We start from the raw sequence: 13,463 nt of genomic DNA, 5'->3' as shown, positions 1-13,463 counted from the left end.
TCGTAGCAACGAGTGCCGTCATCCCTGATGAGTGCCGTCGTCCCTAACGAGTGCCGCGAGAGCGGATGCTGTCGGCCCAGCCCGGATGTCGCGCCGGCCCTGAGGGCACCGCCGACGGCAACGAGCGTCGGCAGGTGGTCTGGCTCTGTCTGGGTTGGTACCGCGTCGGGGGTGGTGCTTGCCATTGACAGGGTGAAATCCTGAATCACGAAGCCGAGGCTACGTCGGCGCAGTGTCGCGAGTTCCCTGGCCGCGATCGGGCTAAGCCGCTGTCCCTCGGTCAGGCGCCGGCGTGCACCTTGGCCGGGCGACCGCGCTTGGGCACGTGGGTGTTCAGCGGCAGGGGAGCGGCCAGGCCGGCGGTTCGCGCTTGGGCGAGCCGGTTCTCCGAGTGGTCGAGCCAGCGGGCCTCGGCCTCGGCGGCGAAGATGAGTGAGTCGATCACGAGCAACCAGGCCAACTGTTCGGAGGATTCCGGGTCGGCGGTAGCGTTCTTGGTGCGCATCAACTCCTGCAGGGTGCGCATTGTTGCGGTGCGCTGCACCTGGATCACCTGGGCGATGTCGACGCCCGGCAGCGTCACGGCGATGGCGAGCTTGATGGCGAGCTCGTCGCGGGTGGCCATGGTGCGCAGCACGGGGGAGCCGAGCCAGTCGGCGACCTCCGCGCTGCCGGCAGTCGTGATCTCGACGTAGTTCTGGCCATCGGCGTCGATGTCTGCCTTCTGCACCAGGCCGTCCCGCTCGAGTCGGTCGAGGGTGTTGTAGATCTGACCCACGTTGAGCGGCCAGGTCGACCCGGTGCGACGGTCGAACTCGGCCCGCAACTGGTAGCCATAGCACGGCCCCTGGTTGAGGATGGCGAGCAGGCTCTGGCGAACAGACATACGACCTCCGGCGATTCAGACGGCTAATAACTACCGTGTATATACATACACCGTAACAATATGTGGGCAGCCGTGTGTTCGCTCTCGGCGGCGGTCGTTGTACGGCGGTGTCGGTGGCGTTGCATAGACTTATTAGGTGTCGATTACGCAGGTAGCAGCAGGTCCGAAACTCAGTGTGCGCGGAGCCCGCGTGCACAACCTCCACAACGTTGATCTGGAGATTCCCCGCGATTCCCTCGTGGTTTTCACCGGGCTTTCGGGTTCGGGCAAGTCATCGTTGGCCTTCGACACGATCTTCGCCGAGGGGCAGCGCCGCTACGTCGAGTCGCTCTCAGCCTATGCCCGGCAGTTCCTCGGCCAGGTCGATCGCCCCGACGTCGACTTCATCGAGGGCCTGAGCCCGGCCGTCTCGATCGACCAGAAGTCAACCAACCGCAACCCGCGGTCCACGGTCGGCACCATCACCGAGATTTACGACTACATGCGGCTGCTCTGGGCCCGTATCGGCGTGCCGCACTGCGCTATCTGTGGCGAGGTCATCCGGTCCCAGACCGTGCAGCAAATCGCCGACCAGCTGATGGAGCTGAAGGCGGGCATCCGCTACCAGGTGGTCAGTCCGGTCGTCTCGCAGAAGAAGGGCGAGTTCGTCGACCTGTTCCAGGAACTCGCCGGCGGGGGATATTCTCGCGCGATCGTCGACGGCACGCAGATTCAGCTGAGCGAACCACCCACGCTCAAGAAGCAGCAGAAGCACGACATCGCCGTCATTGTTGACCGCCTGGTCGCCGGCCCCGAGCTGCTCAGTCGCCTCACCGACTCGCTCGAAACGGCTCTCAAACTCACCGACGGCCTGGTGCAGATCAACTTTCTCGATGAAGAAGGCGACAAGGCCTGGCAGAACTACTCCGAGAAGTTGTCCTGCCCGAACAACCACCCGGTGCAGCTGACCGAAATCGAACCGCGCACCTTCTCGTTCAACGCCCCGTTCGGCGCCTGCCCGGAGTGCTCCGGCCTCGGCACCCGCATGTCCGTCGACGAAGACCTGCTGCTCGGTGACCCAGACCTGAGCATCGCCGAGGGCGTCGTACTGCCCTGGACCACGCAGGGCAAGGGGCTGTTCCAGTACTACGAGAAACTGCTCGACGGCCTTGCCCGCGACCTGGACTTCTCGCTCGACACGCCGTGGGGCGATTTGACCAGTGAGGTGCAGAACGCCGTCATGCGCGGCGACAACTTCGAGGTGCGCGTCAAGTGGAAGAACCGCTACGGCCGCGAGATGAGCTACACGTCCGGTTTCGAGGGGGTTGTGCCCTACATCGAACGCCAGTACCTGCAGGCCGAGAGCGACACGCAGCGTCAGCGCTGGTCCGAATACCTGCGCGAGGTTGACTGCCACGTGTGCGGTGGCACCCGGCTCAAGCCCGAGGTACTCGCCGTGCTCGTGCACGACGCGAGCATTGCGGATGTCTGCGCGCTCAGCTTGAGCGACGCCCGCGAGTTCATGGACGAGCTCACCCTGACCGATCGGGAGGCGGCCATCGCCGCCCAGGTTCTGCGCGAGATTCGCGCGCGCCTCGACTTCCTCATCCGGGTCGGGCTGAACTACCTGAACCTGTCCCGCGCGGCGGCGACGCTTTCGGGCGGTGAGGCGCAGCGCATCCGTTTGGCCACCCAAATCGGTTCCGGTCTCACCGGGGTGCTCTACGTGCTCGACGAACCGAGCATCGGCCTGCACCAGCGCGACAATCGGCGCCTGATCGAGACGCTCGTCACCCTGCGCGACCTCGGCAATACCCTCATCGTGGTCGAACACGACGAAGACACCATCAAGACCGCGGACTGGATCGTTGACATCGGCCCGGGCGCCGGCGTCAACGGCGGGCACGTTGTGCACTCCGGCTCCTATTCAGACCTGCTGGCCAATACGAAATCCCTCACCGGTGACTATCTGGCCGGGCGCAAGTCCATTGCTACTCCCACGACACGGCGCCCGATCGACCCAGAACGTCTCATCGGCGTGACCGGTGCCGAGGCCAACAACCTGCAGAAGGTGTCGGTGACTTTTCCGCTTGGCACCTTCACCGCCGTCACCGGGGTCAGCGGCTCCGGCAAATCATCGCTGGTCAACGATATCCTCTACCGGGTGCTCGCCAACCGGCTCAACGGTGCCCGCAAACTACCTGGCAAACACGCCAGGGTCACCGGTCTGGAGCAGCTGGACAAGGTCATCCACGTCGACCAGGCGCCCATTGGGCGCACCCCGCGCTCCAACCCGGCCACCTACACCGGAGTGTTCGACAAGATCCGCACACTGTTCTCCGAAACCATCGAATCGAAGACCCGCGGCTACCTGCCCGGCCGGTTCAGTTTCAACGTCAAGGGTGGCCGCTGCGAAGCCTGCTCGGGCGATGGCACCATCAAGATCGAGATGAACTTTCTCCCCGACGTGTACGTGGCCTGCGAGGTATGCGGGGGAGACCGCTACAACCGCGACACACTGACCGTGCACTACAAAGGCAAGAACATTGCCGAGGTGCTCAACATGCCGATCAGCGAAGCGGCCGAATTCTTCGAACCGATCTCATCGATCCACCGCTTTTTGAAGACGCTCGTCGAGGTCGGCCTCGGCTACGTTCGCCTCGGTCAGAGCGCCACGACCCTGTCCGGCGGCGAGGCCCAGCGGGTCAAGCTCGCTACCGAGTTGCAGCGCCGTTCCAACGGCCGCAGCGTGTACGTACTCGACGAGCCCACCACGGGCCTGCACTTCGAAGACGTGCGTAAATTGCTGCTCGTGCTAAATAGCCTCGTCGATAAGGGCAACACCGTCATCGTGATCGAGCACAACCTCGACGTCATCAAGTCGGCTGACTGGGTGATCGACCTCGGTCCGGAGGGCGGTTCCGGCGGCGGAAAAGTGCTCGCCACCGGCACCCCCGAACACCTCGCCACGGTCAAGAAGAGCTTCACCGGTTCCTTCCTCAAGGAGGTCCTGGCTGCCGGCTAGGCAACCGGACGGCCATGTCTGATGCCCTGAGCTATCGCCCGAAAACGGGCGAGATTCCTACGACCCCCGGCGTCTACCGGTTCCGGGACGAGACCGGGCGTATCCTCTACGTCGGTAAGGCCAAGAACCTGCGCGCGCGGCTGAGCAACTACTTCGCGCCGCTGCACAGCCTGCACGAGCGCACCAGACGAATGGTGACCACCGCAACGGGTGTGGAGTGGACGGTTGTCGGCACCGAGGTCGAGGCCCTGCAACTCGAGTGGATGTGGATCAACGAGTTCGATCCGCCGTTCAATGTTCAGTTCAAGGACGACAAGTCCTACCCGTATCTCGCGGTCACCCTCGCCGATGAGGCTCCGCGCGCCCTTGTTACGCGCACCGAGGGCATCAAGGGCGCCCGTTATTTCGGACCGTATCCCAAGGTGTGGGCCGTGTACGAAACCATCGAACTCATGCTCAAGGCATTCCCCATCCGTACCTGCAACAACGCCAACTACAAGCGGGCGATGCAGAGTGGCAAGCCGTGCTTCGCCGGCCAGATCGGGCGCTGCTTCGGCCCCTGCTCCGGTCTGGTGTCCATCGAGGATCACCGCACAATCGTCAACGAGTTCGTGAGCTTCATGGGCAGCCACGATAAGAAGCTCATCAACGAACTCACCCAGGAGATGAAAGACGCCGCTGTCGCCCAACAGTACGAAATCGCCGCCAAACGGCGCGACCAGGTGCGCGCGCTCAACGCCGTGCTCGAGAAGAGCGCCGTCGTGCTGCGCGACAACGTCGACATCGACCTGTTCGCCATCGAGCAAGACGAACTCGCCGCGGCTGTGCAGTTGTTTATCGTCCGGGGCGGGCGCATCCGCGGCGTGCGCGGTTGGATGGTCGACAAGGAGCTCGATGTCACTATGAGTGAGCTCATCGACTCCATGATGCAAACGGCCTACAACCATGACAGCAAACCGCCGCGCGAGATCGTGCTGCCCGAACTGCCCGATGATGCCGAAGCCCTGGAAACCTGGCTGGCCGACGTGGCGGGGCGCAAGGTGCGGCTCGTGGCGGCGCAGCGCGGCGAGAAGGCGGCGCTGCTCGTGACGGCTACCAACAACGCCAAGCAGGCGCTCATGCTCTACAAGACCCGGCGGAGCTCGGACTTCGTGGCACGCTCCAAAGCCCTTGAAGACATCCAGGAAGCCCTCGAAATGCCGGCCGCGCCGCTGCGCATGGAGTGCTACGACGTGTCGCACCTGAGCGGCACCAATATCGTCGCCTCCATGGTGGTCTTCGAAGACGGGTTGCCCCGCAAAGACGAATACCGGCGGTTCAACATCCCCGAATCAACCGACGACACCGACTCGATCTATCAGATCCTTACCCGACGGCTCGCCTACCTGAAACCCGAGTCCGTCCACGCGGATGCGGCCTCCGAAAATGTGGCGGCCGAGACCGACCTGACCGACATCGCACCGGGAGAGCAGAAGCGCGCCAAGTTCAAGTACCAGCCGAACCTGCTCATCGTTGATGGTGGCCAACCGCAGGTCGCCGCCGCTAGACGCGCACTCGCCGAGTCGGGCGTCACCGGCATCCAACTCTGTGGAATCGCTAAGCGGCTCGAAGAGATCTGGCTGCCCGACTCCGACTATCCGGTGATCCTGCCCCGCAACAGCGACGCGCTATTTCTCATCCAGCGCATCCGCGATGAAGCACACCGGTTCGCGATCACACATCAGCGGATTCGACGCAAGAAGGATATTTCCTCGATTCTGGGTGAAATCGCCGGACTCGGCCCGGCCCGGGTTAAAGTATTGCTACAATATTTCGGGTCGGTTGCGCGGCTCAAGGTCGCCTCGGCCGCCGAAATAGCGGATGTTCGCGGCATCGGCCCGGTGCTGGCCGAGTCGGTCCACGCCCACCTGCGCGCCTGAACGAAATCTGAACCCCCCGGCGCTGGGTAGGCTTGAGCATCCACCAACTTCTCATTAAGGCGATTTCCAAGAATGACTACGGACCCCGACAAGCAGGAAGTGCTGATCGTCACGGGAATGTCCGGGGCGGGACGCTCCACCGTAGCCAATGCGCTGGAAGACCTCGACTGGTATGTCGTCGATAATCTGCCGCCGCAAATGCTGCGGCCCCTGGTCGATCTGGTCGAACGGGCCGGCACCAACCTGCCCAGAATCGCAGCGGTCGTCGATATTCGGGGGCGCGACCTGTTCGGTGACTTTTTGGAGACCGTGCAGCAGCTGCGCGGCGGCACCCAGGTGCAGGTCATCTTTCTCGAAGCGCGCGATGACGCGCTCGTACGTCGTTTCGAATCCGTGCGCCGCCCGCATCCGCTGCAGGGCGACGGCACCCTTCTTGACGGCATCGCGGCGGAGCGGTCCCGACTGCTCGCCGTGCGGGAGTCCAGCGACCTCGTCATCGACACGTCCGACCTGAACGTGCACCAGCTGGCGACGACGATCACCGAGCGGTTTGCGGCCGAGGGCAGCGCGGGTGTGCAGCTGACCATCATGAGCTTCGGCTTCAAATATGGCCTGCCGACCGACGTCGATCTGGTCGCGGATGCCCGCTTCCTGCCGAATCCGTTCTGGATCCCCGAGTTGCGCGCACACACCGGCGTCGACCCGGAGGTGAGAGACTTTGTACTTGCCCAAACTGGTGCCCTCGATTTCATCGACCACTACGCCGCCGCCCTGGCTCCCGTGTTGGCTGGCTACCAGCGGGAAAACAAACGCCATGCCACCATCGGCATCGGGTGTACCGGAGGCAAGCACCGCTCCGTCGCCATGGCCAAAGAGCTGGCATCCCGCTTGGAAAAGCTTCCCGGTGTTGTGGTCAATATCAAGCACCGCGACCTCGGACGCGAATAAGCGAGCCCGGGAGCAGCCTCCGCTACTTCGCCGGGCTTCTACCACTTAGACCTCACGCAACTGATCAAGAGAATGGAAAAGCGATTGGCACTCACCGCCGACGTTAAAGATGAACTTTCGCGCGTGGAGGTCTCCAAGACCACCGTGCGCGCGGCCGAACTGGCCACAATTCTCCGGTTCTCGGGCGGATTGCACATGATCAGCAGCCGAATCGCGATTGAATCAGAACTGGACACCGCCATCCTGGCGCGACGGGTGCGCAAAGACCTCGCCGAACTCTACGGGGTGCGCAGCGCCCTGCAGGTCATCGCCGCCACCGGCATTCGTCAGTCCAGCCATTACCTCGTACAGGTCATCGAAGGCGGCGAGACGCTGGCGCGTCAGACCGGCCTGCTGGATGCCCGTCGTCGACCGATCCGTGGTCTGCCCAACCGTCTGACCACGGGCTCGAAGGAAGAGATCGCCGCCGTCTGGCGCGGCGCGTTCCTCGCTCACGGCACCCTGACCGATCCGGGCCGCTCGGCGGCGCTGGAGGTGGTCTGCCCCGGCAACGAGGCTGCGTTGGCGCTTGTCGGAGCGGCCGGACGCCTCGGTGTTGCGGCCAAGGCGCGCGAAGTCCGCGGGGTACACCGCGTCGTTATCCGTGACGGCGACGCTATCGGCGCGATGCTGGTGCATATGGGCGCCACCAACACGGTGCTCAACTGGGAAACTCTGCGTCAGCGCCGCGAGGTGCGCGCCACGGCAAACCGCCTGGTCAACTTCGACGACGCGAACCTGCGTCGTTCCGCCGAGGCGGCTGTCGCCGCCTGTGCCCGGGTGCAGCGGGCCATGGACATCCTCGGCGAGGACATCCCCACACATCTGCGCTATGCGGGAGACCTGCGTCTTAATTTTCGCGACTCCAGCCTCGACGAGCTCGGCCACCACGCCGAGCCGCCGATGACCAAAGACGCGGTCGCCGGCCGAATTCGACGCCTGCTCGCCATGGCCGACAAGAAAGCGGTCGAGCTCGGCATCGAAGGAACCGACGTTGAGTACCCGGTCCACCCCGATGACCTTGCACCCCTCTGACGTCGCACCCGCAGACGCGCGCCGACACGAATTCTGTGGCTCGCAACGCCCGCGAGTAGACTAAATCGTCGCTTACAACGCCGCCGCACTCGATGCGGCGGCACAACTCACAAGGAGATAAGTAATGGCTGAATACACCCTCCCCACCCTTGATTACGACTACGCGGCTCTCGAGCCCAGCATCAGCGGCACCATCATGGAACTCCACCATGGCAAGCACCATCAGGCCTACGTCACCGGGGCCAACACAGCACTGGCTCAGCTCGCGGAGGCCCGCGACAGCGGAAGCCTCGCCAACGTGAACAAGTTGGAAAAAGATCTCGCCTTCAACCTCGGCGGCCACGTCAACCACTCCATCTTCTGGACCAACCTGTCCCCGAACGGCGGCGACAAGCCCGTCGGCGAGCTCGCTGCGGCAATCGATGACAACTTCGGTTCCTTTGACAAGTTCCAGGCACACTTCACTGCGGCCGCACTCGGCGTGCAGGGTTCCGGCTGGGCAGTCCTCGCCTGGGATTCCATCGGGCAGCGCCTGATCATCCAGCAGTTCTTCGACCAGCAGTCCAACTTCGCTGCCGGAACCGTTCCGGTTCTCATGCTCGATGTCTGGGAACACGCCTACTACCTCGACTACCGCAACGTGCGCGCCGACTACGTCAAGGCCTTCTGGAACATCGTCAACTGGGCAAACGTCCAGGAGCGTTTCACCGTCGCTCGCGAGAAGACGAACGGACTGCTGCTACTCTCGTAGCCGGTTGGTGCCCCGAGCGATACGGGGCACCGCCGTTGTCCTTCCGCATTCTTTTCATCGCGCCTTCCGGCGCCTTTTCAGCAACAGGAGCTATTTGTGTCCGTAAAGATCGGCATCAACGGATTCGGCCGCATTGGTCGTAACTACTTCCGAGCGGCCCTCGCCAAGGGCAGCGACATCGAAATTGTCGCCGTCAACGACCTCAGCGACCCCGCGTCGCTCGCGCACCTTCTCAAGTACGACTCCGTCGGCGGCCGACTGAACGCCACCGTCGAGGTCGACGGGGACAGCATCGTCGTCAACGGCAAGCCCATCAAGGTACTCGCCGAGCGCGACCCGGCCAACCTGCCCTGGGGCGCGCTGGGCGTGGAAATCGTCATCGAATCGACCGGCCGCTTCACGAAGGCCGTCGACGCCCAGAAGCACATCCAGGCCGGCGCCAAGAAGGTCATCGTCTCGGCTCCCGCAACGGGTGCTGACGTCGCGACGCTCGTGCTCGGTGTGAACGAAGACACCTACGACACGGCGATCCACGACATCATCTCGAACGCGTCCTGCACGACGAACTGCCTCGCGCCGCTCGTCAAGGTGTTCCTCGACAACTTCGGCATCGAGCGTGGCCTCATGACGACCATCCACGCGTACACTGCTGACCAGAATCTGCAGGACGGCCCGCACAGCGATCTGCGTCGAGCCCGCGCCGCCGCGCTCAACATCATTCCCACGTCGACCGGCGCCGCCAAGGCCCTGGGCCTCGTCATCCCGGAGAGTGTCGGCAAGCTCGATGGTTACGCCCTGCGCGTTCCGGTTCCGACCGGCTCGATCACCGACTTGACCCTCACGGCCTCCCGCCCGGTAACGGTCGAAGAAGTCAACGCCGCGTACAAGGCTGCAGCGGATGGCCCCCTCAAGGGCATCCTCAGCTACACCGAAGACCCGATTGTCTCAAGCGATATCGTCGGCGACCCACACTCCTCGATCTTTGACGCCGGACTCACCAAGGTGATCGGTGACCAGGTCAAGGTCGCTTCCTGGTACGACAACGAGTGGGGTTACTCCAACCGCCTCGTCGACCTCACCGAGTTCGTCGCCGAGCGACTCTAACGGCCGCGCGGTGACGTTACGCACGATTGACTCGCTCGGACCGCTTGGCGGCAAGCGGGTTATTGTCCGCTTCGACCTGAATGTGCCGTTGAAGAACGGTCAGATCACCGACGACGGACGAGTGCGGGCGTCACTGCCCACCCTCAACGCCCTCGTGGCTCAGGGCGCCCGCGTGGTGATCATCTCTCACCTCGGGCGCCCTGACGGGGTCGTTGATACCCGATACAGCCTGAAGCCGGTTGCCGTTCGCTTGAGCGAACTGGTGGATCACCCAGTGGCGTTTGCCACCGACACCGTCGGTGAGTCCGCTACCCAAGCGGTCGCGGCCCTGCAGGACGGCGACATCGTCGTTCTGGAGAACCTGCGCTTCAGCGCCGGTGAAACCAGCAAGGCGGATGCCGAGCGGCTCGCGTTCGCCCAGCAGCTCGCCCGGCTCGGCGACGCGCTCGTGTCCGACGGATTCGGAGTCGCGCACCGCAAGCAGGCGAGCGTGTTCGATCTCGCGTCCCTTTTACCCAGCGCTGCCGGTCTGCTGATCGCGGCCGAACTCGACGTGCTCGATCGCCTCACCGAAAAGCCCGAGGCGCCCTACACGGTCATCCTCGGTGGCTCGAAAGTCAGCGACAAGCTCGGCGTGATCGGACATCTGCTTCCCCGGGTGAACTCCCTGCTCATCGGCGGCGGTATGCTCTTCACCTTCCTGGCCGCCCAGGGGCACAAGGTCGGCGCCAGCCTGTTGGAGAGCGATCAGATCGACACGGTCCGTGGCTACCTGGCCGACGCGGAACGTCTCGGTGTCAAGATCGTGCTGCCGACCGATGTCGTCGTGGCGTCGAAGTTCGGTGCAGATGCTGAACACGTGATCACACCGGCCGACGGCATCGAGAACACCCCGTTCGGTGCGGCCGGACTCGGCTTGGACATCGGACCGGACACAGCGCAAGCGTTCGCTGAGACTATTCGAGCGTCCAAGACAGTGTTCTGGAACGGTCCAATGGGTGTCTTCGAACTCGCTCCCTTTGCGGAGGGCACCCGCACGGTGGCCGCTGCTCTCACCGAGGTCACCGGCCTCAGCGTGGTCGGTGGCGGAGACTCCGCCGCGGCCGTGCGCATTCTCGGTTTCACCGATGACCAATTCGGTCATATTTCTACCGGCGGTGGCGCGAGCCTCGAATTTCTCGAAGGCAAGCGCCTGCCAGGACTGGAGGTCCTCGGATGGCAGTGAACATCAACCCTCGGCGTACACCGCTGATTGCGGGCAACTGGAAGATGAACCTGGACCACCTCCAGGCGATCGCGTTCGTGCAGAAGCTGGCCTGGAATCTGAAGGACGCCGGGCACGATTTCACCGCCGTCGAGGTCGCGGTCTTCCCGCCGTTCACCGATCTGCGCAGCGTGCAGACGCTGGTTTCGGCCGACAAGCTGCCGCTGGCGTTCGGCGCGCAAGACCTGTCGGCTGCGGATTCTGGAGCCTACACGGGCGAGATCTCGGGTGCTTTCCTGGCCCAGCTGGAATGCCAGTACGTCATCATCGGGCACTCCGAGCGGAGAACCCTGCACAATGAGACGGATGAGCAGGTCGGCGCCAAGGTGACCGCCGCGCTCAAGCACAACCTCGTGCCGTTGATCTGTGTCGGGGAAAGCGCGGAAGATCTCGCCATAGCCGGTCCGAGCGCTGTTCCGGTCGCTCAGCTCCGTGCCGCCCTCGCCGGTGTCACCCACGCGGCCGACATCGTCGTGGCCTACGAGCCGGTATGGGCCATCGGCTCGGGTCAGGCCGCCACGCCGGAGCAGGCCGAGCAGGTTGCCGCCGCGCTCCGCGGCGTTCTCGCTGACACGCTCGGTCAGGACGTAGCCGATAAGACGCGCATCCTCTACGGTGGCTCGGTGAAGAGCGGCAACATTGCCGCATTCATGCGGGAGCCCAACGTTGACGGTGCCCTGGTCGGCGGGGCTAGCCTGGATATTCCGGAGTTCTCCAGCATTATTCGCTATCACAAGCACGTCGGCCTCTAAACCGACGCGTTCCTCCCATTGCGTACAGTGAGGTGGTTGCCCCGCGGCAATCGCCTCGCTCGTGCATGGAGGGTATAATTACGATGGTCTGGGCGCTAGAGTCGCGCCCACCGTGTTTTGAAAGGTTTCGTGTGGAGATTCTCCAGGTCGTCATGCAGGTGCTCGTTGGTATAACAAGCCTCCTGCTCACCATGCTCATTTTGTTGCACAAGGGGAGGGGTGGTGGGTTGTCCGACATGTTCGGCGGCGGCGTAACCTCTAACCTCGGAGCGTCGGGGGTTGCGGAGCGCAACCTCAACCGCATCACCATTATTCTGGGCCTGCTGTGGATCTCGTGCATCGTCGTGCTCGGATTGATCACCAAGTTTGACACCGGGGCTTAACTTTTCACACCGTGCGGAGTTACCCTGAGTTTCTCGGGGCAGAGTTTTCCACCCGCACACCCCGTCAACAGCAGCACCCCTAACAGCAGCACCAACAATTGCTCGAATCTGCAGCGCAGAACTGCACGAGTCAACGGAGGAACAAGATGGCATCAGGCGGCAGCGCAATTCGTGGCTCACGTGTAGGCGCGGGCCCCATGGGCGAGCAGGACCGCGGATTTCACGCGGACCGCATCAAGGTCTCCTACTGGGATGCACTCGGCAATGAGACCGTCAGGTACTTTGCCGCGAGCCTCCCCGACGAGGAGATCCCCGTCACCATCGATTGCCCATCGTCTGGGCTTCCGGCCGGCCGCGACAAAGAGAATCCGCCGTCTGTGGTGAAGCTTGAGCCCTACAAGACGCACCTGGCGTACGTCAAAGAGCGTCGTACCGAAGAAGAAGCAGAGTCGCTCCTTGAAGAAGCGCTCAATCAGTTGCGAGTTCGTCGCGGTAAGCTGTCGCCCACGAACTGAGGCGTTGATTGAGAAACACCGGCTCTCGATTCGAGAGCCGGTGTTTTTTTGGGGCGTCAGTCCGCGCGGGGTGCGCTTAGTAGGCCGGCGCGATAAGGCTTTCCGGTACCTGGGCGGCCGCGTCGTTGTCCACGAAGAATACCGTACGGTAGCGACCTTTGATTCCCGCGGCAGGAACCTCGTCTCGGCTCGCACCGGCGAGGGCCAGACCGAGTGCCGACGCCTTATCCGATCCCGCAAGAACCAGCCACACGCGGTTGGACGAGTTGATGACGGGTCGCGTCAGCGACAAACGATCGACCGGCGGTTTGGGGGAGTCGCGCACGGTAACCACACTGGCTGCGCGCTCACGAATACCCGATCGGTGCGGGAAGAGCGACGCAACATGTCCGTCCGGTCCGACCCCGAGAAAAGTCACGTCAAAACGCGGGTACTGCTCGCCTTTCGGGGCATGAGCGAGCAGCTCCGCCGTGTAACGAGCGGCTGCTGCATCCAACGCATCGGCGTCGGCATCGATGTGGTCATCCGAGGCGCCGAACGCGTGAATGTTCTTCTGGGGAACGTCCACGTGGTCGAGGAGCGCTTCACGTGCCTGTAACTCATTGCGTTCACGGTCCGCGCGCGGAACCCACCGCTCATCGCCCCACCAGAAATTTACCCGCGACCAGTCAATGGTGTCCCGTGCAGCCGACTCGTTGATAGCCTCCAGAACCGCGATTCCGACCGACCCTCCGGTGAGCACGACATGGGCTATGTCTTGCTCGTGGAGCACATCCACCATATTGGTCAGGAAGCGTGCTGCGACCGACCCGGCCAGTGCCTGCCTGTTCTGATGCACCAGCACACGTCGTTCGTTCGTCACG

Annotated in this window: 12 protein-coding genes; 10 read left to right on the top strand and 2 right to left on the bottom strand. The window is 63.5% G+C overall.

Annotated features, from left to right (window positions below; all coding sequences use genetic code 11):
• Nucleotides 1-280: 280 nt before the first annotated feature.
• On the bottom strand, nucleotides 281-886 hold the full coding sequence (locus E3T50_RS13000) for a PadR family transcriptional regulator (RefSeq protein WP_134552440.1): 606 nt from the start codon (nucleotides 884-886) through the stop codon (nucleotides 281-283).
• A 136-nt stretch (nucleotides 887-1,022) separates the two neighbouring features.
• Here E3T50_RS13000 and uvrA point away from each other — a divergent pair, with 136 nt between their 5' ends.
• From uvrA to E3T50_RS12950, 10 genes are all read left to right on the top strand, one after another.
• A complete protein-coding gene (gene uvrA / locus E3T50_RS12995; protein WP_134552438.1) occupies nucleotides 1,023-3,890 on the top strand; it encodes an excinuclease ABC subunit UvrA in 2,868 nt (955 codons plus the stop codon).
• A gap of 14 nt (nucleotides 3,891-3,904) precedes the next feature.
• Entirely contained in the window at nucleotides 3,905-5,809 is a 1,905-nt protein-coding gene (gene uvrC, locus E3T50_RS12990; RefSeq protein ID WP_134552436.1) for an excinuclease ABC subunit UvrC, read from the top strand.
• Nucleotides 5,810-5,881: 72 nt separating this feature from the next.
• Nucleotides 5,882-6,757, top strand: a complete 876-nt coding sequence (gene rapZ / locus E3T50_RS12985; protein ID WP_134459252.1) for an RNase adapter RapZ — start codon at nucleotides 5,882-5,884, stop codon at nucleotides 6,755-6,757.
• Nucleotides 6,758-6,841: 84 nt separating this feature from the next.
• Nucleotides 6,842-7,831, top strand: coding sequence for a DNA-binding protein WhiA (gene whiA, locus E3T50_RS12980; RefSeq protein ID WP_134459254.1), 990 nt, complete (start codon nucleotides 6,842-6,844; stop codon nucleotides 7,829-7,831).
• A gap of 124 nt (nucleotides 7,832-7,955) precedes the next feature.
• Nucleotides 7,956-8,582 carry a superoxide dismutase gene (locus E3T50_RS12975; protein WP_134552435.1) on the top strand — a complete coding sequence of 209 codons (627 nt, stop codon included), beginning with the start codon at nucleotides 7,956-7,958 and terminating at the stop codon, nucleotides 8,580-8,582.
• A gap of 96 nt (nucleotides 8,583-8,678) precedes the next feature.
• The gene (gene gap, locus E3T50_RS12970) at nucleotides 8,679-9,686 is read left to right on the top strand and encodes a type I glyceraldehyde-3-phosphate dehydrogenase (RefSeq protein WP_134459258.1); all 1,008 of its coding nucleotides are present in this window, start codon (nucleotides 8,679-8,681) and stop codon (nucleotides 9,684-9,686) included.
• Nucleotides 9,687-9,696: 10 nt separating this feature from the next.
• Nucleotides 9,697-10,911 carry a phosphoglycerate kinase gene (locus tag E3T50_RS12965; RefSeq protein ID WP_134552433.1) on the top strand — a complete coding sequence of 405 codons (1,215 nt, stop codon included), beginning with the start codon at nucleotides 9,697-9,699 and terminating at the stop codon, nucleotides 10,909-10,911.
• Nucleotides 10,902-11,702 (top strand): triose-phosphate isomerase, encoded by an 801-nt coding sequence (gene tpiA / locus E3T50_RS12960; protein ID WP_174844758.1) that lies wholly within the window; start codon nucleotides 10,902-10,904, stop codon nucleotides 11,700-11,702. Before E3T50_RS12965 ends, tpiA begins: the two co-directional genes overlap by 10 nt.
• Nucleotides 11,703-11,833: 131 nt before the next feature.
• Complete coding sequence (gene secG, locus E3T50_RS12955; RefSeq protein ID WP_092107845.1) at nucleotides 11,834-12,085, top strand: preprotein translocase subunit SecG; 252 nt, start codon at nucleotides 11,834-11,836, stop codon at nucleotides 12,083-12,085.
• A gap of 146 nt (nucleotides 12,086-12,231) precedes the next feature.
• Nucleotides 12,232-12,600 carry an RNA polymerase-binding protein RbpA gene (locus tag E3T50_RS12950; RefSeq protein ID WP_092107849.1) on the top strand — a complete coding sequence of 123 codons (369 nt, stop codon included), beginning with the start codon at nucleotides 12,232-12,234 and terminating at the stop codon, nucleotides 12,598-12,600.
• Between the two features lie 76 nt (nucleotides 12,601-12,676).
• Here the strand turns inward: E3T50_RS12950 and pgl are convergent, their stop codons facing one another.
• A complete protein-coding gene (gene pgl / locus E3T50_RS12945; protein WP_134552483.1) occupies nucleotides 12,677-13,462 on the bottom strand; it encodes a 6-phosphogluconolactonase in 786 nt (261 codons plus the stop codon).
• Nucleotide 13,463 lies beyond the last annotated feature (1 nt).

Origin of the sequence: Cryobacterium gelidum (assembly GCF_004403985.1) — a bacterium.
In the GTDB taxonomy this organism is placed as follows: Bacteria; Actinomycetota; Actinomycetes; order Actinomycetales; family Microbacteriaceae; genus Cryobacterium; species Cryobacterium gelidum.
Note: the sequence above shows the minus strand (reverse complement) of the source record. Positions and strands in the feature narration are given on the sequence as shown.